The 24,512-nt window shown below is 64.5% G+C and carries 24 protein-coding genes, 1 tRNA gene and 4 pseudogenes; 14 read left to right on the top strand and 15 right to left on the bottom strand.

The genetic code is table 11. The features are described 5' to 3' along the window. Window positions 1-10 precede the first annotated feature (10 nt). Together AB3L03_RS00760 and AB3L03_RS00755 are read right to left on the bottom strand one after the other, a co-directional pair. Window positions 11-753, bottom strand: a pseudogene (locus AB3L03_RS00760) (SDR family oxidoreductase). A 228-nt stretch (window positions 754-981) separates the two neighbouring features. Continuing rightward, window positions 982-1,987 (bottom strand): annotated as a pseudogene (locus AB3L03_RS00755) (formylglycine-generating enzyme family protein). A 359-nt stretch (window positions 1,988-2,346) separates the two neighbouring features. Here AB3L03_RS00755 and AB3L03_RS00750 point away from each other — a divergent pair. After that, on the top strand, window positions 2,347-3,333 hold the full coding sequence (locus AB3L03_RS00750) for a helix-turn-helix domain-containing protein (RefSeq protein ID WP_204511114.1): 987 nt from the start codon (window positions 2,347-2,349) through the stop codon (window positions 3,331-3,333). Window positions 3,334-3,423: 90 nt separating this feature from the next. Here the strand turns inward: AB3L03_RS00750 and AB3L03_RS00745 are convergent, their stop codons facing one another. After that, window positions 3,424-4,500: a methyl-accepting chemotaxis protein gene (locus AB3L03_RS00745; protein WP_204511116.1), complete on the bottom strand. Its 1,077-nt coding sequence runs from the start codon at window positions 4,498-4,500 to the stop codon at window positions 3,424-3,426. 277 nt (window positions 4,501-4,777) lie between these two features. Here AB3L03_RS00745 and recJ point away from each other — a divergent pair. The 3 genes and pseudogenes from recJ (at window position 4,778) to AB3L03_RS00730 (ending at window position 8,380) form a co-directional block, all read left to right on the top strand. Then, window positions 4,778-6,618 (top strand): annotated as a pseudogene (gene recJ, locus AB3L03_RS00740) (single-stranded-DNA-specific exonuclease RecJ). Window positions 6,619-6,663: 45 nt separating this feature from the next. Beyond that, window positions 6,664-7,473 (top strand): SDR family NAD(P)-dependent oxidoreductase, encoded by an 810-nt coding sequence (locus AB3L03_RS00735; protein ID WP_026232728.1) that lies wholly within the window; start codon window positions 6,664-6,666, stop codon window positions 7,471-7,473. Window positions 7,474-7,582: 109 nt separating this feature from the next. Beyond that, window positions 7,583-8,380: an aldolase gene (locus tag AB3L03_RS00730; RefSeq protein WP_085385270.1), complete on the top strand. Its 798-nt coding sequence runs from the start codon at window positions 7,583-7,585 to the stop codon at window positions 8,378-8,380. 6 nt (window positions 8,381-8,386) lie between these two features. Here the strand turns inward: AB3L03_RS00730 and AB3L03_RS00725 are convergent, their stop codons facing one another. Then, window positions 8,387-9,607, bottom strand: a complete 1,221-nt coding sequence (locus AB3L03_RS00725; protein WP_018454406.1) for a lytic murein transglycosylase — start codon at window positions 9,605-9,607, stop codon at window positions 8,387-8,389. Window positions 9,608-9,742: 135 nt separating this feature from the next. Between AB3L03_RS00725 and AB3L03_RS00720 the strand changes: the two genes are divergently transcribed. The 3 genes from AB3L03_RS00720 (at window position 9,743) to AB3L03_RS00710 (ending at window position 10,569) form a co-directional block, all read left to right on the top strand. Next, window positions 9,743-10,003 carry a hypothetical protein gene (locus AB3L03_RS00720; protein ID WP_007591459.1) on the top strand — a complete coding sequence of 87 codons (261 nt, stop codon included), beginning with the start codon at window positions 9,743-9,745 and terminating at the stop codon, window positions 10,001-10,003. A 58-nt stretch (window positions 10,004-10,061) separates the two neighbouring features. Next, window positions 10,062-10,313, top strand: coding sequence for a hypothetical protein (locus AB3L03_RS00715; RefSeq protein ID WP_018454404.1), 252 nt, complete (start codon window positions 10,062-10,064; stop codon window positions 10,311-10,313). Between the two features lie 85 nt (window positions 10,314-10,398). Further along, window positions 10,399-10,569, top strand: coding sequence for a hypothetical protein (locus tag AB3L03_RS00710; protein ID WP_018454403.1), 171 nt, complete (start codon window positions 10,399-10,401; stop codon window positions 10,567-10,569). 27 nt (window positions 10,570-10,596) lie between these two features. Here the strand turns inward: AB3L03_RS00710 and AB3L03_RS00705 are convergent, their stop codons facing one another. Then, window positions 10,597-11,118 carry a MarR family winged helix-turn-helix transcriptional regulator gene (locus tag AB3L03_RS00705; RefSeq protein WP_018454402.1) on the bottom strand — a complete coding sequence of 174 codons (522 nt, stop codon included), beginning with the start codon at window positions 11,116-11,118 and terminating at the stop codon, window positions 10,597-10,599. Between the two features lie 54 nt (window positions 11,119-11,172). Here AB3L03_RS00705 and AB3L03_RS00700 point away from each other — a divergent pair, with 54 nt between their 5' ends. Both AB3L03_RS00700 and AB3L03_RS00695 read left to right on the top strand, forming a co-directional pair. Next, window positions 11,173-11,652 (top strand): carboxymuconolactone decarboxylase family protein, encoded by a 480-nt coding sequence (locus AB3L03_RS00700; RefSeq protein WP_018454401.1) that lies wholly within the window; start codon window positions 11,173-11,175, stop codon window positions 11,650-11,652. A 21-nt stretch (window positions 11,653-11,673) separates the two neighbouring features. Then, complete coding sequence (locus AB3L03_RS00695; RefSeq protein WP_204511119.1) at window positions 11,674-12,171, top strand: cupin domain-containing protein; 498 nt, start codon at window positions 11,674-11,676, stop codon at window positions 12,169-12,171. A gap of 30 nt (window positions 12,172-12,201) precedes the next feature. Here AB3L03_RS00695 and AB3L03_RS00690 read toward each other — a convergent pair whose 3' ends face one another. The 3 genes from AB3L03_RS00690 to efp form a co-directional block, all read right to left on the bottom strand. Beyond that, window positions 12,202-13,188, bottom strand: coding sequence for a DUF808 domain-containing protein (locus AB3L03_RS00690; protein ID WP_018454399.1), 987 nt, complete (start codon window positions 13,186-13,188; stop codon window positions 12,202-12,204). An 83-nt stretch (window positions 13,189-13,271) separates the two neighbouring features. Next, entirely contained in the window at window positions 13,272-14,873 is a 1,602-nt protein-coding gene (locus AB3L03_RS00685) for a peptidoglycan DD-metalloendopeptidase family protein (RefSeq protein WP_018454398.1), read from the bottom strand. A gap of 43 nt (window positions 14,874-14,916) precedes the next feature. Further along, window positions 14,917-15,483, bottom strand: a complete 567-nt coding sequence (gene efp, locus AB3L03_RS00680; RefSeq protein ID WP_026232726.1) for an elongation factor P — start codon at window positions 15,481-15,483, stop codon at window positions 14,917-14,919. A 162-nt stretch (window positions 15,484-15,645) separates the two neighbouring features. On the opposite strand from efp, the gene epmA reads away from it, so the two are divergent. From epmA to AB3L03_RS00665, 3 genes and pseudogenes are all read left to right on the top strand, one after another. After that, entirely contained in the window at window positions 15,646-16,710 is a 1,065-nt protein-coding gene (epmA, locus tag AB3L03_RS00675; protein ID WP_368508066.1) for an EF-P lysine aminoacylase EpmA, read from the top strand. Next, window positions 16,707-17,800 (top strand): annotated as a pseudogene (locus AB3L03_RS00670) (lysine-2,3-aminomutase-like protein). The gene epmA and the pseudogene AB3L03_RS00670 overlap by 4 nt, the downstream one beginning before the upstream one ends. A gap of 43 nt (window positions 17,801-17,843) precedes the next feature. Beyond that, window positions 17,844-18,095, top strand: coding sequence for a hypothetical protein (locus AB3L03_RS00665; protein WP_018454394.1), 252 nt, complete (start codon window positions 17,844-17,846; stop codon window positions 18,093-18,095). Between the two features lie 54 nt (window positions 18,096-18,149). On the opposite strand, the gene AB3L03_RS00660 is transcribed toward AB3L03_RS00665, so the two are convergent. From AB3L03_RS00660 to AB3L03_RS00630, 7 genes are all read right to left on the bottom strand, one after another. Further along, window positions 18,150-19,235 carry a 3-deoxy-7-phosphoheptulonate synthase gene (locus AB3L03_RS00660; RefSeq protein WP_204511121.1) on the bottom strand — a complete coding sequence of 362 codons (1,086 nt, stop codon included), beginning with the start codon at window positions 19,233-19,235 and terminating at the stop codon, window positions 18,150-18,152. Between the two features lie 234 nt (window positions 19,236-19,469). Next, a complete protein-coding gene (locus tag AB3L03_RS00655) occupies window positions 19,470-20,048 on the bottom strand; it encodes an HdeD family acid-resistance protein (RefSeq protein ID WP_026232724.1) in 579 nt (192 codons plus the stop codon). A gap of 74 nt (window positions 20,049-20,122) precedes the next feature. Continuing rightward, a complete protein-coding gene (locus AB3L03_RS00650) occupies window positions 20,123-21,163 on the bottom strand; it encodes a PrsW family glutamic-type intramembrane protease (protein WP_018454391.1) in 1,041 nt (346 codons plus the stop codon). Window positions 21,164-21,733: 570 nt separating this feature from the next. Further along, complete coding sequence (locus AB3L03_RS00645; protein WP_018454389.1) at window positions 21,734-22,006, bottom strand: hypothetical protein; 273 nt, start codon at window positions 22,004-22,006, stop codon at window positions 21,734-21,736. Between the two features lie 104 nt (window positions 22,007-22,110). Beyond that, window positions 22,111-22,737: a pilus assembly protein PilZ gene (locus tag AB3L03_RS00640; protein WP_018454388.1), complete on the bottom strand. Its 627-nt coding sequence runs from the start codon at window positions 22,735-22,737 to the stop codon at window positions 22,111-22,113. A 165-nt stretch (window positions 22,738-22,902) separates the two neighbouring features. Beyond that, window positions 22,903-23,550 carry a hypothetical protein gene (locus tag AB3L03_RS00635; protein ID WP_368508065.1) on the bottom strand — a complete coding sequence of 216 codons (648 nt, stop codon included), beginning with the start codon at window positions 23,548-23,550 and terminating at the stop codon, window positions 22,903-22,905. A gap of 99 nt (window positions 23,551-23,649) precedes the next feature. Then, window positions 23,650-23,724, bottom strand: a tRNA-Glu gene (locus AB3L03_RS00630). A gap of 224 nt (window positions 23,725-23,948) precedes the next feature. Between AB3L03_RS00630 and AB3L03_RS00625 the strand changes: the two genes are divergently transcribed. Further along, the gene (locus tag AB3L03_RS00625) at window positions 23,949-24,203 is read left to right on the top strand and encodes a PilZ domain-containing protein (protein WP_007591415.1); all 255 of its coding nucleotides are present in this window, start codon (window positions 23,949-23,951) and stop codon (window positions 24,201-24,203) included. Window positions 24,204-24,261: 58 nt separating this feature from the next. Then, a complete protein-coding gene (locus AB3L03_RS00620) occupies window positions 24,262-24,507 on the top strand; it encodes a hypothetical protein (RefSeq protein ID WP_018454386.1) in 246 nt (81 codons plus the stop codon). Window positions 24,508-24,512 lie beyond the last annotated feature (5 nt).

Below are 24,512 nucleotides of genomic sequence, written 5' to 3'. Positions count from 1 at the left end.
GGGGGTCTCCTCAAAGTCTCGCGAGCCATGTTGCGAGCGGCGTCCTGCCAAGCCGCGCCTCGCCAAGAGGGTTCAGCGATGTGTCGTCGATGGGAGCGCCGTAGTACGGCGCCTTTGGGTCTCCCACCACCGGTCGGGGGTCGCCGGACGCCTTCAGGCGGCGTGCGATGAATTCATTAAAGGGCGCCTTCTCAGGTCCTGCGATATCGATCGTGCCGTTAAGCGGCGGGCTAATCGCGACTTCTGCGAGGCGATCGGCCACGTCCTCGGCCGCGATGGGCTGAAACAATGCCGAGGGAACAACGATCCCACCCTCGGCCGCACCCATCTCGGCAATGGCGCTGAGGAATTCGAAGAACTGGGTGGCGCGGACGATCGAGTAGGGGACCGGCGAAGACTTGATGATAGTCTCCTGCGCCAGCTTGGCGCGAAAATAGGAGTTATCGGGCGAGCGCTCGGTTCCGACGATCGAGAGCGCCACATGATGCTTCACCGCCGCTGCGGCCTCGGCCGCGACGAGATCTTGCTCGAACGGTGGAAGAATTCGAGCACGGCGGCAGGCTCCCAGGACGGCGCGTTGGCAACGTCGACGACGACATCGGTCCCCGCCAGCACTGCTGCGAGACCTTCCCCGGTCACCGCGTTCACGCCCGACTTCGGCGAAGCCGCGACCGCGTCGTGGCCTTGCTGCTTGAGCTTCGCCACCAGCTTGGATCCAATCAATCCGGTCCCGCCGATCACGACGATCTTCATGGCCTATCTCCTCGGCACGTTGCGGGCGCGAGCGTTTCAGGGTCGACGGAGCGCGCGTCGCGATGCGATGAGGACTCTTACCGGGGAAATGGGGCAGGCTCTTGCCTGTAACCGGCCTGCCTTGTCCAAAAATGCTGAAGATGTTTATCGATCGCCGAAAGTTGCATATCGAAACAGTCCGACGCGCGGAGCGCACCGCTGGCGCCAGCCTCTCACCAGCGGCGCTCGCTAGATTGCAGCACGTCCTTCGTTTCGGCGTTCGGTTATAGACGGCATTCGCACCACGCAGCGGAACCCGACATGGCTGGCGATCGGCTCGGCGTGCCGCGCGGCCGGACGATATCGGCGGCAATAGTTTGGCGCGCAGAGGTGCGAGCCGCCCTTGAGGACCTTGCGCGGAATCTGGATGTCGGGGAGGCGAGGGTCGTAGCTTGTGTGCTCACCGCCGCCGCGGGGATTTTTGGGGATGCAGCAAGGTTTGGCAGCGTCGGCGACGTGTTTTGAGCGCCCACCAGTCGGAGGTCCACTCCCAGACATTGCCGATCATGTCGTAGAGACCGTAACCGTTCCGCGGGAAGGCCATGACCGGCGAGGTACGCTCGTACCCATCCTCGCCGAGATTCTGGACGGGGAAGTTGCCCTGCCAGATATTGGCCATGTGCTTGCCGCCTGGCATCAGCGCATCGCCCCAGGCGTATTCCTCCGCCTCGAAGCCGCCGTGCGCCGCAAATTCCCATTCCGCCTCCGTCGGCAAGTCCTTGCCGGCCCAGTGGGCATAGGCTGCCGCATCGCTAAAGGAGACGTGAACGACAGGATGGTCGTCGAGGTCCTTGATGTTGCTGCCGGGACCATGCGGATGGCGCCAGTTGGCGCCGCGCAGGAAAGTCCACCACTGGCTCCAGTCGGTGAGATCGGTGATGCGCGGCAGCGGTGAGAACACCCGCGATCCCGCGTAGAGCATCTCTGCCAGCGCGCCCGGATAGTCCTTCGGATCGGGAACGATCTGCGCCTCGGTGACATGGCCGGTTGCGGTGACGAACTGCTTGAACTGCCGGTTGGTCACGGGCGTGCGGTCAATGCAGAAGCCGTCGACAGCGACGCGATGGCTCGGCGCTTCCTCGGGATAATGATGGTCGGATCCCATGCGAAAGGTTCCGCCGGGAATGAAGACCATCTCGCCGGTCTTCAAATCATCCGGCACCCACTCGCAGTGATCCAGATCCGCTCGCAACATGGTGGAAGCTCCGATACGCGCATTCCACCTGATGCTACTGCGCCAACTCTGGCAGACTTCGACGATAGCTCTCTGCCCGGCCCATTAGACGCATTGTCTAGCCCCATTTTTTGGCACTCGGGGAGAGGAGGACGCTGCGTCAACATCTCTTTCTTTTGCACGCACGTTTTCGACCACGCGGCAAATCCATGCCGCGTGCGCTCTGCCATCCCCAAAGCGCGTCCGCTCAATATCGCTAAGGTTGCGAACGGTACCCGAAGACTGGACGGCTGGGATGTGCAGTTTGTGCCAGTCTGCGGGGGAGTTGGTGAGGCCTCGCCTGCCGCAGAATTGTCGCGCTTCAGTAACAGGGTACAGCCATGGGGCAAGTCCTCCTGGTTGATTCGCGCAAGCTGGACGGTTTCGAAGGACTTCAGCAGGCCGTCCATGGCTCGCATGTCGATGTGATGCAACTCGGCCGCGGTCGGTTGCGCGGAACGTTGTCCCATGTCGGCATCGGCGACTTCTCGCTCAGCATCGGTGCATTCAACGTCGGCATGCGCACGCAGCGGGTTTCCAGCGACGACAGACTGATCATCGGCATGCTGCTCGCAGCTGAAGAGCGCGTCGCCCACTGGTCGTTCGACATGCAGCTCAACGATGTGCTCGTCATTCCGCCGCTGCTCGAACATGACGGGGTTTTTCACGGCGGCTCCGCTTACGCCGCCATGCGGTTCGACCTCAACGAGGTCGCGACGCTGTTCGCCGGAAAAGCACGGCTGAGTGATCCTGACACCTGGCGCAGCCGCGGTCATTTCCGCGCGGACATCGAGAGCGGCGCAATCGCCTCGCGCCGCCTGGTCCGGATCATGTCGCACCTGCGCGACAACAAATACGGACTGACGCCATCAACAGCCGATTTCTGGAAACGATCGATCGCCGAATGCATGGCTACCAACGTCGCGTCGTCGCTGCCACCCGACGGCAATGGCTGGCTCCCTTCCGCGCGACGGCTGATCCGCAAGGTCGAGGAGTTTCTCGACGACGCCGGCACCCGTCCGGTGCACGTGTCGGAAATCTGCGCGGCGCTCGGCGTATCGCGGCGCACCCTCCACCGCGCGTTTCAGGAGGTATTCGGTCTCGGCCCGGTCAGCTTCCTCAGGCACAAGCGTCTTTGCGCTGTTCATTCGATCCTGCACCAGAGCGCACCCGGCTCGACCACCGTGACAGCGGTCGCCATGCAGCAGGGCTTTTACGAACTCGGCCGGTTCTCGCAATACTACCTGGCAATGTTCGGAGAGCGTCCGTCGCAAACGCTCGGAATTACGTCGCTGCGGGCCGTCGAAGACGATATCACCAGAGCCTAGCGCTCTGAGGCTGGACCGCGAACGACGCCATGATCGCATGCATGCCAGTGTTTTGCCCGCGTCAAACGGGTAGGCGAGCCGCCTGCAGCTTCAGGCCCCGCAGACGATCACGCCGTACCAGCCCAGGCCGCGATAGGTCTCGTAGCCGGGCGTCGCATGGAACGCGACCAGCGTGCCCGAGCCGTCCTGGTAGAAGCCGGAACGCTGGCCGTTGAGCGACAGCGAGATGCGTTCGCTGAGAATGCCTTGTCCGTCGGAAGCGGCGATCACGCGAAGATTGGAGTCGACCAGCAGCACGCGCGCCTTGTCGCTGTCGCCAACGCGCACGCCTTGCACGATGGCGCGGGCCTGCGCCTCCCAGTCGAAATGGATGGCGAGCACCCCGATCGGCGCGCCGTTGGCCTGGCCGCCGGCGCGGACGCTGGCGCAATAGGTCGCGACCTGGGCATTGCCGAGCAGCGGCTGGTTCTCGACGTCGCCGGCGACATAGTCGTCGCCGGAGCGCAGGGTCTTGGCCTCGCGAAACCATTTGGTGTGGGCGACGTTCTGGCCGACAGCGCGAAAGCGGTCGGCGCGGCCGTTGGCGATGACGTTGCCGTCGAGATCGCAGAGCCAGAGGTCGAGATAGACGGTGTAGGCTCCTAGGATCACACCGAGACGCTGCGAGGCATGGGACACGGCCGCGGCGTCGGGCGAGGCCGCGCAACCGACCAGCGCGGAATCGGTCGCCCACCAGCGCACGTCGCAGGTCCGTTCATAGAGGTTGCGGTCGATCAGCTCGATGGCGTTGAGCGAGAGGTCGACCATGCGCTCGCCGCGCGAGCGCTGGCTCATGCGGTCGATCGAGGCGACGAGGTCGCCGGTGCGCTTGGTCAGCTGGCTTTCGAGTTCGCGGGCGATAGTCTCGACCTGCTGGCCGACGCCGCGGACCTCCTGCGCCACCACGGCGAAGCCCGCGCCCTGCGCGCCGGCGCGCGAGCTTTCGATCAACGCGTTCAGCGCCAGCATCTTCATCTGGTTGGTGATCTGCTGGATCGCCTTGGTCTTGTCGACCGCGATCTGGTTGACCTCCGCCGTGAGGCGGTTGATCAGCGCGGAGATATCGGAATCATCATGAGCGGGTTCATTTGCGATCGGCTTGGCTTTGAGACCCAGCGCAGCAGACATCGGGGGCTTCCCTTGGCAATGAGGTCTGATCTGCAACGAACCCGGAACAATCACTGACAGATCGAATAAGATTCTTTTTCGAAGATTCCGCCTAACGCCTGCTTAATTTGCTGTTTTGCGGAATGCTCAAATGATAGTCAGTCCGGGTAGCAAAGCGGCAATCCACCGCTTTGTGCCGCGCAGACGTTGCAAATCCCGAGGGATTGCGGGCCAATCGTCCGTCGGCCGGACGATGCAATCCCTCCGGCTCCCAGGTTCCTCAAACCGACAGCTGTTCATGACGCCGCCCGCTACCGCCTTGCCCGTCGAAGCGCCCCAGGCGTTCCTGGGAGTGGCGCGCTCGCTCACCGACAAGCTTTGGCGCGACCGGCTGGATGCCCGCGGGGCGGCGAAAGCGCTTGCCATCGTGCAGCGCCACCAACTGCCCGAGCTCCTGGCGCGGGTGCTGGCAGGCCGCGGCGTCGACAGCGACGCCGTCGCAGATTTCCTCGATCCCACCATCCGCAAGCTTCTGCCGGACCCGTTCACGGTGACGGAGATGGAGGCCGCCGCGAAGCGGATCGCGGATGCCGCAGCGAACGGCGAGAAGGTCGCGATCTTCGGCGACTACGATGTCGACGGCGCGACCTCGGCGGCGCTGCTGACCTGGCATCTGCGGCATTGCGGGCTCGATCCGCTGATCCACATTCCCGACCGCATCTTCGAGGGCTACGGGCCCAACACGGAAGCCGTGCGCGCGCTGGCCGAAAAGGGCGCCACGCTGCTCGTCACCGTCGATTGCGGCACCACCAGCATCGAGCCGCTCGCCGAAGCAAAACGTATCGGCATGTCCGTCGTCGTGATCGACCATCATCAGGCCGGCACGGAGCTGCCGGAGGTCGACGCGCTGGTCAATCCGAACCGGCTCGACGATCTCTCCGGCCTCGGCCATCTCGCCGCCGTCGGCCTCGTGCTGGTGACGCTGGTCGCGGTCAATCGTGAATTACGCCAGCGCGGCTTCTGGAATGCGGAGATGCCCGAGCCGGATCTGCTCGGCATGCTGCATCACGTCGCGCTCGGCACGGTTGCTGATGTCGCGCCGCTGATCGGTCTCAACCGCGCGTTCGTCGCCAAGGGCCTGATCGCGATGCGGCGGCGCGACCATGTCGGCCACACAGCGCTGATGGACGTGGCGCGGCTCAACGGCCCGCCGGAGGCCTGGCATCTCGGCTTCATGCTGGGGCCGCGCATCAATGCCGGCGGTCGCATCGGCCGCGCCGATCTCGGCGTGCGCCTGCTTTTGGAGGGTGACAGCGTCGAGGCCGCGCGGATCGCCGCCGAACTCGACCGCCTCAACAGCGAGCGCCGGGTCATCGAGCAGGCGGCCGAAGCGCAGGCCGAAGCCGAGGCGCTCGCCTCGATCGGGCTCGAGGACAAGATCGGCGTGATCGTCACGGCCTCCGAAGGCTGGCATCCCGGCGTGGTCGGTCTCGTTGCGTCCCGGTTGAAGGAGAAGTTCTCGCGGCCCGCCTTTGCGATCGCGCTGGAGCCCGGCGGCATCGGCACCGGCTCCGGCCGTTCGATTGCCGGCGTCGATATCGGCAAGGCCGTGCGGCAGGCGGTCGCCGATGGCATTCTGCTGAAGGGGGCGGCCACGCGATGGCTGCGGGGGTCACGCTACGGAAGGAAAAACTCGCCGAGTTTCGCGCCTACCTCGAGAATGCGTTGGGGCGCGACGTTGCCGAGGCGCGCCACGTCAACGAGCTCTACATCGACGGCGCGGTCTCCGCGCGCGCGGTGACGACCGAGCTTGCAGCGACGCTCAACCGCGCGGGTCCCTTCGGCAGCGGCAATCCGGAAGCCGTGTTGGCGCTGCCGGCGCACCAGCTCGTCTATGCCGACGAGGTGGGACAGGCACATTTGAGGCTACGCTTCAAGTCGGGCGACGGCGCCATCGTCAACGGCATCGCGTTCCGTTCGATCGGACAGAAGCTCGGCAACGCGCTCGTCGCCAATCGCGGCCAGCAATTGCATGTCGCGGGATCATTGTCGGTCGATCGCTATCAGGGCGCCGAGCGTGTGCAATTCCGCGTCATCGACGTCGCGCTACCCGATCAGGGACCATCCATGATTAGATAGGCCCGGCAAACAACAAAAAAGCTAACAGCAAAACTGGGAGTGAACATGGCAGGGCAGGTTGAGGGTAAAGTGGCGCTGGTGACGGGCGGCGCCTCCGGCATCGGCGAAGCCGTCGTCGAGCTATTCGCGCGCGAGGGCGCCACCGTCATTGCCACCGACATCGACGAGCTGCGCGGCCCCGAGCTCGCCAATCGCATCACCAAGGCCGACGGCAAGGCGATTTTCCTGGAGCAGGACGTCACCAGTGAAGAGCGCTGGATCGAGATCACAGCCGAGATCGCGAAGCGCTTTGGCCGGCTTGATATTCTCGTCTCCAACGCCGGCATCGGCATCGCCGTGCCCTCGATCGTCGACATGACGCTTAGCGACTGGCGCAAGCAGAACGCGATCAACCTCGACGGCGTCTTCCTCTCGGTCAAGCATTGCCTGCCCTTGATGCGCAAGACCGGCGGCGGCTCGATCGTCATGATGTCCTCGCTCGCGGGCCTGCGCGGCGCGCCTGGGCTGTCGGCCTATTCGGCGACCAAGGGCGGCGTGCGGCTGTTCGCGAAGTCGATCGCGATGGAGTGCGCGGCCGCCGGCGACGGCATCCGCGTCAACTCCGTCCATCCCGGCATCATCGACACCCCGATCTGGGGCAAGATCCCGACCGGCGCGACCGGCAACCAGGGCAATGCACCGATCGATCCCGAGGAGCGTGCGCGCCTCGTCACGCCGCTCGGCCGCGCCGGCCATGCTTCTGAGATTGCCTCCGGCGTGCTGTATCTGGCCTCCGATGCCTCGTGCTACGTCACCGGCAGCGAGCTCGTCATCGACGGCGGCATGAATGCCGGTGGCGTGCCGCGGCGGCAATAGGCCGTCGCGCGGGCTGCGAAGGGCAGGGTGGCGCCCGCGGGGGCTGACGCGCAGGCGTCGGACCTGTACAACGCGGGCGTCTTCCGAACGACAGAGGTGTCCTTCCGCCATGGCGCACAGCCTTCACTCTTCGTCCTCCACGCCAGCAACGTTCCGCTCGAACCGTCCGGACCTCGTCACCGACGCGATCCGCAGCGCGCGCGAGGATCTTGCCGCCTGCTTTCGGATGGCTGCGCGCAACGGCTTTGAGGAGGGCATCTGCAACCACTTCTCGGCCGTGGTGCCGGGCCATGACGATCTCTTCCTGGTCAACCCTTACGGCTACGCCTTCCGCGAGCTGACCGCGTCAAAGCTGCTGATCTGCGATTTCCACGGCAGCGTGCTCGACGGCGAGGGCGTACCCGAGGCGACCGCGTTCTACATCCATGCCGAGATGCACAAGCGCCTGCCGCGCGCCAAGGTCGCCTTCCACACCCACATGCCCTACGCCACGGCGCTGTCGATGACCGAAGGCGATCCGCTGATCTGGGCCGGCCAGACCGCGCTGAAGTTCTATGGTCGCACGGCCGTGGACCGCGACTACAATGGCCTTGCGCTCGACAACCGCGAAGGTGCGCGCATCGCATCCGCCGTTGGGGATGCCGATATCATCTTCATGAAGCATCACGGCGTGATGGTGCTGGCACCGACCATCGCGGAGGCCTGGGACGATCTCTACTATCTCGAACGCGCCGCCGAGGTGCAGGTGCTGGCGATGTCGACCGGGCGACAGGTGCTGCCGGTCGATCCCGCGATTGCAGCCGAGACCTACAGGCAGATGCGCGAGGGCGATTCCGAATCTGCACGGCTGCATCTTGCGGCGATCCGGCGGCAGCTCGATGCGGAGGAGCCGCAATACCGGCATTGAGCCGGCCTAAGACCCCTGGCGTAGCTTCGCCAGCACCTTCAGCCCGCCATAGCCGTCCGCAGGCACGATACCGGCCCTCTGCTGAAAATCCTTGATTGCCTTCATCGTGTCGTTGCCGACGCGGCCGTCGGTGCCGCCGGTGTCGAAGCCCGCCTTGGTCAGGCGCGTCTGCATCTCCTGCACCTCGGCGAGTGTCAGCGCGCGCTCGGAGCCGGGGAACGGCTGGATGAAAGGCGGGGCGCCGAGGCAGCGGTCGCCGAGATGGCAGATCGCCAGGGCATAGTTCATCGAGGGATTGTAGCTCTTCACCGCGTTGAAATTCGGTCCCAGCAGAAACGTCGGCCCGCCCGCAACCGGCGTCCACATCTGCGCGGATGCGGAGGCTTGCGGAAACGGCTGGCCGTCGGCGCGGGTGACGCCGGCCGCCTGCCAAGCCGCATAGGTCCGGCTGCCGCTCATCTCACCGGGCGTGCGCACCTCGTAGCCCCAATGCTCGCCGCGGTGCCACTTGCCGCGATTGACGAGATATTTTGCCGTCGAGCCCAGCGCGTCGTCGGGCTTGCCGAACGGCGACACCTTGCCGTCGCCATCATAGTCGATGCCGACATTGAGCCAGACTTCCGGCATCCATTGCGAATGCCCCATCGCGCCGGCCCAGGATCCCTGCATCTGCTCCGGCGTGCTCCAGCCCTTGTCGACGATGCGTAGCGCGTTGATCAGCTCGGTTTCCCAATAGGCCTTGCGTCGCGGTTCGTTCCAGGCGAGGGCGGCGAGCGAGGGAAACACCGGCGTCATGTGGTTCTGCTGCACCAGCGGATCGCCATAGGCGGACTCGACGCCCCACAGCGCCAGCAGCGTGCCGCGCTCGACGCCGAAATCGCGCTCGATGCGCGCGAGCAGCGCCTCGTTGTTCTTCAGCGCGATCTTGCCGTTGATGATGCGCCAGTCGGAGACGCGACGGTTGATGTATTGCCAGACCTGCTCATGAAATTCGGGCTGGTTCCGCATCTGCTTGAACACGCTCATGTCGGGCTCGACCCGCGCCATCGCACGCTGCCATGTCGCAGCCGAGATGCCCTTGGCCATGGCACGAGCGCGAAAACCCTCACGCCATTCGTCGAAGCCTGGAGGTGCGGCGAAGACATGCGTCGGGAAAGCGAGCAGGGTGGCGGCGCCGATCGTGAAGGCGCGGCGGGTATGATGGATCGAGGAATCAGCGTGTTTCATCGACTTATTGTAGCGGGAAATGCGGCTCCTGTGAGTCGGTTCCTGGAGGGTCGGGAACGGGACGTCCGTCCTGTTCCTTCCGGAACAAATTGTCGCACTCACGCATTCCCTCCGCATGCAATCGAGGAGGACGAGATGAGGAAATATCTGTTTGCGGCCGCCATGGTCACCGCTATCGCAGCCCCCGCATTCGCCGACGAAGTCGGTGTTCATGTTGGTCCGGTCGGCGCCGGCGTGACCGTCGGACAGTCCCCGGAATATCGAGAGCGTGACCGCGATCGTGATCGCACCACCGTGATCAAGGAGCGCGAGCCTGCCGACCGCACCACCGTCATCAAGAAGGAAGATGAATTCGGTAACCGCGAAAAGACCGTGATTCATCACGACAACGACTAACGGAGCGGGGCCCCGGCCGATGGTCGGGGCCCGCCTTCCGTCGAGAATTCGGGGTCGAATGAAGATACGCGCGCATGCAGAGAGCCACGTCGTCGAGCTCGACGACGGATCACAATGGCAGATTTTCCCTGGCGATCTCGCCACCACACTGAGCTGGAAGCCCGAAACCGATCTGCACCTGGAGCGAAGCGGCGAGCGGGTGAGTTCGCATGAGCTGGTGAACGACGCCGATCAAAGCCGCGTGCGGGTGATCGCAGCGGGCGAGACCTGGCCCGATGGCGAGGTTAAGAAAGTGTTGAAGGGCGGGTAGGGCGCGCCTGCAACGGGTCGGATATCCCCAATTTTGAGCCTGTCACTTTACGGTCGATTCGCTTCCGTCTGCGCACAATGCGTGAATGCAGGAGCTGTTCGACATCATCCGCGCCAATCCCTGGCCGTTCGGCGCCGGGTTGTTCGTCGTCGTCCTGATGATCCTCGCGGAGAACTTTGGGCGCGGTATTCAAGGCCACGGCGCCGTCAGTGACTTCCCGGATTCGGACGGTGGCGACGGCGGAGGCGGCGACTAGGTCCCGCCAGCGGCAAGCGCGCTTCGCCTAGTCCTCCTGCAAATCGGCCGCGATGCCTGCGAGCCAGCGGCGAATGCTTGCCTCGGCCTTGACATCGAGCCCGGCGGCCAGCCGCTTCTCCAACGCAATCACCCTTTCCCGGCACGCTTTCAAAAGCGCCGTGCCGCGCGGCGTCAGCGTCCATTGCTGGATGCGGCCGTGGACGGGATGCGGCGTCATCACAATCGCGCCGTCACGCTCGAGATTGCGGATGATGACGCCGACGGTCTGGGGCGTCAGAAAGGTGAGGCGGGCAACGTCGGCGCCCGAGAGGCCCGGATAGGCGTTGAGCATGGTCAGCACCGCGAATTGCGGTGAGGTGACACCGAGATCGGCGAGCGAGCGCTCCATCGTCAGACGGACTGCGGCGTGGGCCTGGCGCAAGAGATAGCCGAGATAGCCTTGCTCGCCGCGCTTGCCTTCCCCTGGGGCTGGCACGCGCACGGCGTCAGGCTTGGCAGTCTTGCGCCGGGATTTCGATCTCGTGATACTGGGCGACTTGCGCAACATGTAAGTGCTCTTATAAGATGTAAGCGGTCTTACAATACCACGAGGTGAACGGCAATGTCACACGCCCGCAGCGAATACGAGGATTTCAAGAAGATCGCGCCGGATGCGTATGAGCTGGTGCTGGCGCTCGGCCAGGTGGCGGCCAAGGCCGGTCTCGACAAGCAGCTTCTCGAACTGGTCAAGCTCCGGGCATCGCAGATCAACGGCTGCGCCTTCTGCGTGCAGCATCACATCCTGCTTTCGGAGCGGATCGGCGTGCCCGTCGACAAGCTCAATTTGGTCGTGGTCTGGCGCGAGGCGCCGATCTTTTCCGCGCGCGAACGTGCCGCGCTGGCCTGGACCGAGGCGCTGACCTGCCTGCCCGACGGAGTCGGCGAGGGCGTGTATGCCGAGGCGAGCCGTGAATTCTCCGAGACCGAACTGACGTACCTGACCTCCGCGGTTGCCTCGATCAACGTCTGGAATCGTTTCGGTGCGGCGTTTCGCTGGACACCGGCGAAGCGACCGGTCGCAGCGAATGCGGCGGCATCCTGATTGCAACGAAGGGAGATCGTGATGACGGTAGTAAGTTTGCCCACCACATTGGCGCCATCGCGTTCGATGGCGATCGCCGTCGTCGGCGGGCTTGCGTGCGCGCTTGCGATCGGCAAGGCGTTGCCGGTGACGATGGACACCATTTCCGGCGCACTCGCGCCGCTCTGCGCCACCGCCGCCGAAAGCTCGCCGCTGGACAAGGTCGAGCCGATCGACTCCTACGCGCTGCCGAACGTGCCGGGCAAGCGCGTCACCATCGTGCGCGTGTTCTACGGCCCTGGCGGGTTCTCGCGGCCGCATCGTCACGCAGGATCCGTCACCGCCTACATAACCAAGGGCAAGATCCGCTCCCAGCTCGGCGGCGGCCCGGTCGAGACGTTCGGCGTCGGCCAGTCCTTCTTCGAGCCGCCCGGCTCGACGCATCTGGTCTCGGCCAATGCCAGCACCACGGAGCCGGCGGAATTGATTGCCGTGTTCGTGGCGGACGAGGGCGCGCAACTCACGACGTTGCTGGAGTAGCCGGCACCCGCAATCTGCAGCCGCTTTTGTTCAGGTCGGCTGCGATCGCTTCAGACGTTTCCATAGCGGTGAAAGACCGTATGTGACGGCCGGTATCGCAACTGCGCCGACAAGGAGCCCAATAACGCCTGAAATGGCTGCCTCGACCGCCCATCCGACGGTGCCGGCAATGGAGGGAAGGCGGTGCGCGGCAGCCTCGGTCGCGGCATGAACCGTATGGCCGACTACCGGTGGGCCGTATTGTTCGATGCCGTGCAGGATGATGCCGCCACCGACCCAGATCATCGCGGCGGTGCCGATGGTGCTCAGCACCGCCAGGAAGACAGGCATGCCGCGGACCAGCGCACGTCCAAGCAATCGGATTGCGCCGCCAACAAGCGAGGCGCCGTCATACCGCGCAAGGGCCAGGCCGACATCGTCCGCCTTCACGATCAAGGCGACCACGCCGTAGACTCCAACAGTGATGAAAATGGCGACGAGTGCGAGCACGAGCGCCTGGGTCCAGATGCTGCCCGCCGGGACGGCCGCCAGCGTGATCGCCATGATCTCCGCCGACAGGATGAAATCCGTTTTGATGGCGCTTGCGACTTTCTTGTCCTCGACCGACCGCGCGTTCAATGCAATTGGCTGGGGCTGGGCTTCGTGGTGGCGCGCATCATGCGGCATCGCGGCTTCGAGCACCTTCTCGGTGCCCTCATAGCACAGAAAGGCGCCGCCCAGCATGAGCAGCGGCGTGACCGCGGCGGGAAGGAAATAACCAAGCAACAGGGCAATGGGCAGCAGGATCAGCAATTTATTGCGCAGCGACCCAACCGCAATCTTGCCTACGATCGGCAGTTCGCGTTTCGAGGCAAAGCCGATCACGTAGTTCGGCGTGACGGCTGCGTCATCGATGACCACGCCAGCCGCCTTTGCTCCCGCCTTGGCCGTTTGGCCCGCGACATCGTCGAGCGAGGCTGCCGCCACCTTTGCGATCGCTGCGATATCGTCGAGAAGACCAATCAGTCCGACACTCATCAACCCAGTTCCTTCGGCCTTCCATCGGGCGGTGTGTGCGACAACACGCTTTTGCACTGCCTGGCAATGGAAGGAGCAAGCCGTTAGTTCTCGTCGCCGCCCGATCCCTCGCGCAGGTCCGGCTTGAGCACGTCCTCCGGCAGCGCATGCGCCACAGGCTGTGGCGTGCCGGCGATCTCCGGGCCGACCTCGCGGCCGCGGGCGTGGATCAGGCGCTCATAGGCGGAGACCAGCGTGACGTAAGGACTGACCCAGATCCAGCCGTCGCGGGTGAACACTTGCACGTCGAAATGCAGGTGCATCGAGGTGCCGGCGGGATGGTCGAGATAGTTCGAGACCACGCCGATCTTCTCGCCCTCCGATACGATGCGGCCATTGAGCAGGCCATCGGCGTTCAGCGCCTGCGGGTTCATATGCATGTAGCGGAAGCGAATGTGCTCGCTCCGGCTGTTGATTTGCAGCGTCACAGCCTGGTCCTTGGAAGCGCGTATAACCCTCGCATCCCGCACGGCGACGACGGCGCGCTGCTTGGGATCACAGGCTTGGCGGCCTTCACCAGGCGGTGGGCACTCGGCCGCGCGGATGTCCTCGCCCTGATGGCCATAGCCGCCGCCGCATTGCCAGACCTCGAAACTCCGGGATTCGCAGAAATTGTCGCGCCAGGGATAGGCGGTCGTGCTCTCGATCTTGTCGCGCTTGGCATAGGATTGCGAGTGCACGAACGCGGGCGCCTTCTCGAGAGGAAACCGGATCTGTGCGTAGGCCATCACGTCGGGATGGCCGCCCTGCTTGCGATAGCCGGTGTTCGGGATGATGTCGCCGCTCGGCCTGTAGGTGAAGTCCGGGGAGCGTACCGTGGGACGATCGAGAATGTTGGAAGCGATGTCCGTGAGCGGCCGCATGCGCTGGCCGCCCGCCACGCGCAGCGCCTTCAGGAAGCGCTCGGCGATCGGATAGGCCTCCTTGCAGGCAAGCCGCCGCGGCTTGGCAACGCTGTCGAGGCATTGGATCGACACCACATAGGCGACGCCGAAACGGGTGAAAGCGTAGCGCATATAGCCTTCCCGGATGAACTTGCGCAGGTCCGGGTAGAGCGCCGCGAGCGGTTTGACCGGCTCGCCCTTGCCGCCCGAGGGATCGGCAATGTCATAGACCAGCGCCGAGCCCGTGATCTGCACCTCGACCGGCCTTGCGAAGACCCGGCTCGGCATGCCGTCTCCGGTACCAGGCTCGAACGAAAAGGTCGCGCTGTAGCCGGCGGGACCTGCATCGAACAGGTCGACGGAATTGAAGTCAGCCTGGTAGCGCGACAGCGCGACGGTCGCCGGCGCGCCATTGCGCCGAGCTTCGAGATACGCGGCAGCGTCGAACGGCAGCAGCACGGGCACGGAGCTGCGGGCGATGCCGGTGAAGAATTGCGAGGAGATCGCGTTGAGCTGCACCAGCGCCGGCATCGCGCGCGGATCGTAGCGCGGCACCGAACGACGGGGTGCGAAGATGAAGTCTTCCGCGGCCCGGGGATGGACGTTGATTTCGGTGCGGAGCTGGTCGAGCGCCGCGCGCCAATCGACGCGCAGCGCCGTGAGTGAGGGGCTGCGGAACTCATCCGCAGCAAGTGGAGAGGCAATGAGGAGCGAAAGCGACGCCAGAAGTTGCGAGACGAAGCGGAAACTTTTCCCAACCACTGTCTCGCCCCCGGCGGCACCTGTTGCGCTCGCTTTGGTCCCGTCAGTCCTTGGCACGCTCGGAGTAGGAGCCGTCTTCGGTCATCACGACGATTCGGGTGCCGACGGCGATGTGCGGCGGCACCGTGGTGCGAACGCCATTCGAGAGCACGGCGGGCTTGTAGGACGAGGAGGCGGTCTGCCCCTTGGTCACGGGCTCGGTCTCGATCACTTCCAGCGTCACGCGCTGCGGCAGGGCGATCGATACCGGGTTGGAACCGTGCAGCGATAGCTTGACCGTCATGCTCTCCTGAAGATAGGCCGCCGCATCGCCGATCACATCCTTGGACACCTGGACCTGGTCATAGGTCTCCGGGTTCATGAAGTGATAGCCGTCACCATCTTCATACAGGAAGGTGTAGTTGCGCTCTTCGATTGTGGCCTTCTCGACCTGATCGGTGGTCTTGTAGCGCTCGGAGATCTTTACCCCGTCCGAGATTCGGCGCATTTCGATCTGGCTGACCGGGGTGCCCTTGCCGGGATGGATGTTCTCGGCGGTCACGACGACATATAGCTTGCCGTCTTGCTCGATCACGTTGCCCTTGCGAATAGAACTGGCGATGACTCTCAAAGCTGTATTTCCTGCTTGCTTGGCCCGGCTCGGGCCAGGACGTGGTCAAATTGATGGGGGACCTGGGGCCCCAAATCAGACCGCGGCACCCGTTTCGGGCCGCAACATACTGGTTTTGCCGTTGGATGCCAGCATTTTGCTGGCTTGCGGGACAGCCGGTTAATGGCTGGGGACAAGCCGATGTCGCCGTTCTGGTCCCCCTCGCGGCATCTCGACCGCCGGCCCTTCTTGCAGGCCAGGGGAGCCATCACTGGGGCTCTACGGGGATTTTTCGTCGAGCAGGGCTTCGTCGAGGTCGAAACCTCCGTTCTCCAGGTCTCCCCGGGCAACGAGACCCACCTGCACGCCCCCCGGACCGAGATCATGCGGCCCGACGGCAGCCGTGTGAGCCGATATTTGCGGACCTCGCCGGAATTCGCCTGCAAGAAGCTGCTGGCGGCCGGGGAGACCCGGATTTTCGAGTTCGCCCGGGTGTTCCGGGACCGTGAGCGCGGCGACCTGCATTTGCCCGAATTCACCATGCTGGAATGGTACCGGGCAGGCGCGCCCTATGACGCCATCATGGCCGACTGCGTCGTCCTCATCGCCCGCGCGGCCCAGGCGACCGGTATCGGCGCCTTCACCTTCCGCGGCCGGACCGCAGATCCTTTCGCCGAGCCGGAGCTTGTGACGGTTGCCAGCGCCTTCGAGCAGTTTGCGGGAATCGACCTGCTTGCGACCATTTCCGGCGGCGAGGGCGACCGCGCCGCGCTCGCGCGGTCAGTTGCCGGCAAGGTCCGCGTGGCCGAGGATGACACCTGGTCCGACATCTTCAGCAAGGTTCTGGTCGAGCATGTCGAGCCGCATCTGGGGCAGGGCCGTTTGACCATTCTGTTCGAATACCCATCTCCAGAGGCGGCACTGGCGCGCGTGAAGGCGGGCGATCCCCGAGTCGCCGAGCGGTTCGAGGTCTATGCCTGCGGTGTCGAGCTCGCCAACGGTTTTGGCGAACTGACCGACGCCGAGGAGCAGCGCAAGCGCTTCACGCAATCCATGGCAGAGAAGCAACGCCGCTACTGCGAAGCCTATCCGCTGGACGAGGACTTTCTGGCCGCGGTCGCGGCGATGCCGGAGGCGAGCGGCGTCGCGCTCGGATCTGACCGCCTGGTAATGCTGGCGAGCGGCGCATCGCGAATTGATCAGGTGGTGTGGACGCCGCCTGCAAATGAAACGTTGAGCGAGACATGATGAAGAGCAATCTTGCGCGCACATTGCGCGAGCCGGCCGAACTTGTGGCCGAGCAGCTGGTGTCAGCCACAGCGCTGCCGGTGCTCGATCGCATTGCCGCACGCTATGCGGTTGCGATCACGCCGGCGCTGGTCGATCTGATCGACAGGTCCGATCCCGACGATCCCATTGCGCGCCAATTCGTTCCGACTGCCGCAGAGCTGGAGATGCAGCCGGGCGAGAATGCAGATCCGATCGGCGATCATTCGCACTCGCCGGTTCCCGGGATCGTGCATCGTTATCCCGACCGCGTGCTGTTCAAGCTCGTTCACGTCTGCGCGGTCTATTGCCGCTTCTGCTTCCGCCGCGAGATGGTCGGACCCGGCAAGGAGAACGCGCTCTCGGACGCCGCCTATCGCGCGGCGATCGACTACATCCGCGCGCACAGCGAGATCTGGGAGGTGATCCTGACCGGGGGGATCCCCTGATGTTGTCGCCTCGGCGGATGGGCGAGATCATGGCCGATCTGGCCGGAATCGATCACGTCAAGATCATCCGCCTTCACACCCGCGTGCCGGCGGCCGATCCCGCGCGCATCAGCGACGAGATGGTGGCGGCGCTCAAGGCCGAAGGCGCCACCACCTGGGTGGCGCTGCATGCCAACCATGCGCGCGAACTGACGGGGCCCGCGCGTGCCGCCTGCGCGCGGCTGGTCGATGCCGGAATTCCCATGGTAAGCCAGTCCGTGCTTTTGCGCGGCGTCAATGACAACGCAATCGCTCTTTCGGATTTGATGCGAGCTTTCGTCGAATGCCGGATCAAGCCCTATTATCTGCATCACGGTGATCTCGCGCCCGGCACGGCGCATCTGCGAACGACACTCGCCGAGGGGCAGCATTTGATGCGGCAGCTGCGCGGACGGGTGTCAGGACTGTGTCAGCCCGACTATGTCATCGACATCCCCGGCGGTGCCGGCAAGTCGCCGGTGGGGCCGAATTACGTGTTGCCGATGCAAAATACCGCACCTGATGCGGGTGATGCGGCATCGGAAACGCGCTATCGTATCGTGGATTATTGCGGCGACGTTCACCTCTATCCGCCCGAGACCTGATTGGTCGTGATGGAGATGCTGGCCCGAGGAATGGAGAAGCAAAATGAGAAGCATCATCCTAGCACTGTCGCTTCTGACGGTGTTCGGCAGCGCCGGCTTCGCGCAAACGGGAAGCAAGGGATCGACGACCTCGGGACAATCGGCGGGTTCTTTGCCGCCTGCGCCCGTCGGTCATCGGCAGCCGCGCGCTGGCGACGTGCCAAGTGAGAAGAACCTGAGCGACCCGAACGATCCCCTCAGCAAGGAAAATCAGGCGCTCGACAAGAAGATCAAGAGCATCTGCCGCGGCTGCTAGGCGCCGGGAAAGCGGGCAGGGTGCGACAGCCTCACCCCGCCCGCAATCGTTTGGTCAGGCGGAGCGCTCGTGCAGCCCTGCGCGCTTGATGTTGCGCCGGATCTCGACCGCGTCAGCGAGCTGCTTGAGCACGGTTGCCGTGGTCGCCCAGTCGATGCAGCCGTCCGTGATGCTCTGGCCATAGGTGAGCGGCTTGCCCGGCACCACGTCCTGGCGTCCGGCGACGAGATTGCTCTCGACCATCACCCCCATGATGCGGTTCTCGCCGCCAGAAATTTGCCCGGCGATGTCGGCCGTCACGAGCGGCTGGTTTTCCGGCTTCTTGCTCGAATTAGCGTGGCTCACATCGACCATCACGAGCGGTGCGACGCTTGCTTTCGCCAGATCGTTGCAGGCCGCCGCGACGCTTGCCGCATCGTAGTTCGGCGTGCTGCCGCCGCGCAGGATGATGTGACAATCCTCGTTGCCCGCGGTTGAGGCGATCGCCGAGCGGCCGAGCTTGGTCACCGCCATGAAATGATGCGGATTCGAGGCCGACTTCACAGCGTCCGCCGCAATTTGCACATTGCCGTCGGTGCCGTTCTTGAACCCGACCGGGCAGGACAGCCCCGAGGCCAACTCGCGATGGATCTGGCTTTCGGTCGTGCGCGCGCCGATTGCGGCCCAGGACACGAGGTCCGCAATGTATTGCGGCGTCGTCATGTCGAGGAATTCGGTGCCGGCGGGCAGGCCGACATTATTTACCGCCGAGAGCACGTTGCGCGCCAGCCGCAGGCCCTTGTTGATGTCGAAGCTGCCGTCCAGATCAGGATCGTTGATCAGGCCCTTCCAGCCGACCGTGGTGCGCGGCTTCTCGAAATAGACCCGCATCACGATCTCGAGTTGGTCGGCAAGCTCTTCGCGCAAGCTCGCGAGGCGCTCGGCGTATTCGAGCGCGGCCCTGGGATCATGCACCGAGCAGGGGCCGACCACGACCAGAAGCCGGTCGTCCTGGCCATTGAGAATCGCATGAATGGCGTTGCGTGCGGCCATCACCACGCGCGTCGCGGTGAGCGTGCGCGGGACTTCCCGCATCACCTCTTCGGGCGTACTCAGCTCTTTCAGTTCGCGGATACGAAGATCGTCGGTCGTGCTCAGCACGGCGGGCTCCTGTCATTTTGAGACCCTGCCGGCCAATAAAAAAGCCGCCAGGTCTGGCGGCTTGTTCGGACGTTTGCTGCAATGTTTCAGATTGAGCGCGATCCTCCTGCCGCCAGCGAGCTGTCGTAGCTAAAGTACCAAATATAGCTGGTGACGAGGGTGATCATCGCCCGTCATATAGCGTGCGATCGGCGGCTTGTCACCCCCCAATAGACGTGACGGCCACGCGGCGCCTCAACTGTTGCTTTTGCGTGCCGCCAGCGCCATGCCGATCAGGGTGGCGCCGCCGAACAGCAGGTTGATGCCGACGAGGATACCGATCGCCCATTCCGCCGAGCTCGGCAGTCCCGTGATCACCATGAACGAGATCGCGATGTCGACGAGGCCCGAGATCAGGAGCCACGACCAGCGGCCGCCCGGCTCGCGGCGATGCTCCAGCGCGTACATGATGGTGGCGACGCCCTCGGCGAGGAAATAGGCGCCGAGCACGATGGTCAGCGTCAGCACGGCCTGGATCGGCCGCGCCAGCAGCAGCATGCCTGCAAGCACGGCCAGCGCGGCCGAGATCAGCGACCACCAGAAGCCCGGCGTGCTGCGCGCCCAATAGGTGGCGATCAATCCGCCGATGCCGCTGATCAGGAACATCCAGCCGAGGAAGATCGCAATCGCAAGGCTTGCGAGCGGCGGCAGGATCAGCGCGGCGACGCCAAGCACCGCAAGCAGGATGCCTTCGAACAGAAAGGCCTTCCAATGTGCCTTGACCGTCCCGCTCATGGCGGATTGCAGCCGGGAAAAATCCTCAGGCGATGTCATGGGCAGGCTCCGGATCGAGAGGTGTGTCCTCAAGCTAGTCTAGTACGTGCACACCGCGCTTGCCATCCCGCGGCTCAGCCGCCGCCGTGCGCCGACGAAAAACCTTCGCCGCTGGTGCGGATGCGGTTGCGGCCGAGAACATAGATCGCGGTCGTGACGATCAGAAGTGCGAGGCCGAGCAGGATCGAGACCAGGCCGATCGGGATCAGGGCCAGCGTCAGATTGCGCTCGGGATTGATGAGCCAGTGATGGATCGAGGTCAGCACGAAGGCGAGCCCGAGAAAGCCGACGCCGCCACCGGCAAGCAGCAGCGCCCACATCCGGCGGAGCTGGCTGAGGCGCTCGCGCGCGACGTCGGTTCGGGGCGCGTGATGGCGCGCGACGCGCCGTACCAGGCGGATAGCGAAGGCGATCGAGCTGAAGCCGATCAGCAGGCTCGCGCCGCCCAACCACATCCGCAGCGCCGGATCGAGATCCGGCATGCGCTGAAGCGTGAGCAGGGGGAAGTCGAAGGCCGAATGCAGGGCGAGCGGACCTGCGAAGATCAGCAGCCGGCTGGAGAGACGAGCCCAGTCGCGATGATGGCGGTTGGCACCCAGCGCCGTGCCGGCGCGCGCGATGGTCAGATAGGCGCCGGCGATAATACCGAGCGCGCCGTGGAACGGCACGGTCAGCACGCTGCGCAAGGCGGCCAGCGAGCGCCACATTTCGGCGTGCTGGACGAGATAGGCAAGGTTCTCGTAGGCGGCGAAGCCCAGGCCGACGGCAGCGCCATAGACCACAGTGTCCATCGGATTGGCGAAGGTCCGCCGCTTGGTCGAGGCGACCAGCACGATCGCGATCACCTTGACCGCTTCCTCCGGCAGCGCGACGCCGAAGATCGAATGCATGGCCAGTGCCGCCCACGGGTTGTCCGGGGCCGCAACCATCTTGGCGAAAGGGGCGCGGGCCAGGCCCAGCAGCGAAATGCTGGCCGCGCCGAGCAGGAAAGCGGTCCAGACCTGGGCCGGCGGTCCGGGGCGTTCCTCGGCGGCAATGACGAGCCACAGCATCAGCAGCGCCGGGGCAATGGCGGCCGTTCCGATGACGGTGGGTAACGCTTCAATCAGGTACATCGGCGTCGAAAATAGGTTCCCTTGATCCGCTTATCTACATTCCCTGATGCGACCTTGTGTCATGCGCTTGCTGTCGCGTCTCTTAACAAGCGTGACAGCCTGCGTTCATCAGGACAGTCGCCGAGGTGCAGAATAACGAGCGCAATCAATTGCATGACAGAACCACCTCGTCATCCCATGACAACGGTCGCGAGCCCGTCATCGGATCGCGATTGGTAAGTCAGATCAAGGCAATGTGCAGGTTTCTTCGATTGACGATGCACGTGTCGCCGCGGCAAGTCCAGAGCCGGGATTGCCCCGTCCGGGCTACGCACGGCCGGCCGAGCCGGTCTAGTCACGCTTGATCGCGCGGGATGGGGACGCGGTGCGCCGGCCCCGGAGTTGCTCCACCTCCCAGAAGGCGCGGATAAGGCACGTACCAAGGCAGAGCACGATGAGCAACAGCAGAAAGGCCTGATCGAAGGCGGGGATGTGAGTCATGGCAATGATAAAGCAACGGGCGTGCCACGCGTTCCCGCCACGCGCCCTGCCGCGGCGGCTGGCTGCCGATCGTAGCCCGCTTTGACTGTCTCAATGCGTGGTGAGCGGCGGCGGCGCGTCGGGCGCGACGTCGAAGGCGCCGAGATGGAACTCCTCGCCGGTGGACGCGTCCGGCTCGGAATGCTGCGCCATCAGCGTGAACGCGGCCTGCGGGTATTGCTTCCAGATATCGAGATCGTCGGCGGTGATGGTGAGCCAGCCGAACGTGTACATGTAGCGTCCGGGCTCGGTGACCCGGCCGACCCTGTCCCAGGTGATCTTGTCGACTCTGACCTTATCGACTGTAATTTTCTCGACTGCCATTCGGTCCCCCGATCGCAAGTCTGCAAATGACGTCCGGAACGAGGCGCGGACCTTCAAAAGCTTATCTCGAAATAGGGCTGCGATAGGGCAGCGCGGCCGGAGGATCAGGCCGATTGCAGCATGGCCGTGCGGACGATCAGCCGGACGACGTCGTCCCGCGACTGCTTTTCGGCGAATTTGACAGCAAAGCCGTTTTCGAATTTGCGGATCACGCGCCCGACGCAAGCGCCGACCGCAAGCGGGGTTCCCACTGGCGGATCGTATTCGCAGGATATCGCGACACCGGCCGTGGAGACGTCGATGATGAAGCAGGCATGGGTGCTGCCGTCGGCGAGCGTCAGGAAGGTGTGCGCGACCTGCGGAACGAAGCGCGCGTCATTCCGCAGCTCCTGGACGCTGGCGTCCTTTTGCTTCTTCTCGAGCCAGGTCAGCTTTTCCGACATCCAGGCGCGCCGGGCCCGCGTCATGTCGAGCTCCATCAGGAAGCCCGATTTCAGCGTCGCGCTGATGGTGCATTGGAATTCGCCAAAATCCTGGAAGTAGGAGGTCACGCGCTCGCCGACCTTTCCGACTACGGGAACGTCGACCATCATGCGGAACGGTGAAACGCGGCTGGTGCGGCAGGCGAAGGTACGGAGCTTGCCCTCGCAATCGTACCAACGCGGCAGCGAGTAGCTGCCACTCACGGTGACATGCACGGCACGCTGTCTGAGGAACTCTGCGACGGACATGGGCGCCAATCGTGTTTCGGAGGTTTTCCGTAATTCCACGGTAGCAATCAAATTCTAAGCAAATGATACCGGCGCTCACGAGCAGGGGTAAATTTCCGGTAAATGCGCAGATCGGGGCGGGCGGCATAGCGCCGCGATTGTCAGGCCCGTGACCTCACGATCGCGTCATCCGAGCAGCACCAGCAGAGCCAGCACGCCAAGGGCCATAGCGAGCTTGATCGTCGCGCAGGCCAGGCCGCTCGGTCGCCTCTCAAATCCGAACCACGGCAATGCATGCTGCATCGCGCGCGTTGCGAATGCTTCGACGATGGCGAACAAAAGAGCGATTCCGGCGAGCAAGGACCACGATGTGTCTGGAAGCATCCATGTCGCGAGCCAGGCGGGGACGGACGCTTTCAGCGATGCCAGCAGCGCGAACCATCCGAACAGGGATACGAAGCCCTTGATGATGTCGGGCCCGATCGTACCAAGCTCGAGACGGATGCCGATCTTTGCAAGAGCGAGTTCGATGCGCTCGCCATCGGTGAAGAAGAGAAAGGCGCCGAGGTAGAGAGGAACGCGCGACTGAAACAGCAGCGCGATGATGCCGAACAGGACGGCGTAGCCGCAGGCGTCCCCGAGAATGTTCGTGCCGGCCGTATGCGACGGCTCCAACGCAGGCGTTGCCCGAGGCAGCGACCTGGCGCGCGCCATGTGCTCCAGCATTCTGGCGCGCCGCTCCGGCACGTAGGCTGCCGTGCGGTGGATCCATGGCGGAGGCGTCGGCGAGGCAATCCCGGCCTGGTCGTCCGAGGGAGATTTGTGCTGCGCCATCGGCCTGCATCCAGTTCCATCTGGACCTTGGTCGGAGGCGAGGGGCGGGGAGGTTCATGCGGGGCGGCAGATTTCGCCCTGTCATCCAACGGCGGATGATGGCGCTCCCTAGCGGAATCGAACCGCTCTCTCCACCGTGAAAGGGTGGCGTCCTAACCGATAGACGAAGGGAGCAAACCCAGGGCCCCGCCGCTTTTCGCGGCACGGCCGCTGGCCGCCCGAGTCATGCCCGGCGGCTGCAGCGGGCGAACCTATAATGGCCTTTGGCGCCCTGGGCAAGCCGTTCGGGAACGGTCTTTTGGCACCGGTGGATAGCATCCCACCCAAGGATCGGTCGGCCGAATTCAACGGTTTCTTAGGTTCCCTGAGCTAGCGCTGGACTGGGAGAATTTAAGCCGATGCCACCGCCCAAGAAGCGCGCAGCCCGCAAGTCGCTGTCGCAGCATGCCTGGATCACGCTCGACGGCGGATTCGCAGCGCGGCAATGCCTGGTCCAGGACATCTCCGCCACGGGCGCCAAGATCACGCTGGACGAGGATGCGAGCCAGCTCCCGGGCGTGATCCGGATGGCGTTCGCGCGCGATGCGCGGACCGGGCGGAGCTGCCAGGTGGTGTGGCGCCGCGGCAAATCGGCCGGCATCAAGTTCATCTGATCCCCGGGCAAAGCGACCCCGATGGCGCGCGACGCCGGTCCGGGCTAGAACGGCCTGCATGCGTGCGCCGCTCCTCATCCTGATCTCGTTGCTGACGACGGCCGCGGCCGCGGCGGAAGCCTTGCGTCTGCCGCCTCCGGAGCGCCCACAGGCCGGCAAGGCCTTGCCGCTGAACGGTGCCGGCGGGAGCGCGAAAGCGGGCTCCTGCGCCGCCTATGGCCGCGGCTTCCATCTGGTCGAGAGCACCGGCACCTGCGTCAAGATCGGCGGCTCGATCAGCGTCGAGACCACGGTCAGGCGCTGAGCCCC

The sequence above is a fragment of the Bradyrhizobium lupini genome (assembly GCF_040939785.1).
GTDB lineage: Bacteria > Pseudomonadota > Alphaproteobacteria > Rhizobiales > Xanthobacteraceae > Bradyrhizobium > Bradyrhizobium canariense_D.
This window is presented reverse-complemented; position numbering and strand designations above follow the sequence as displayed.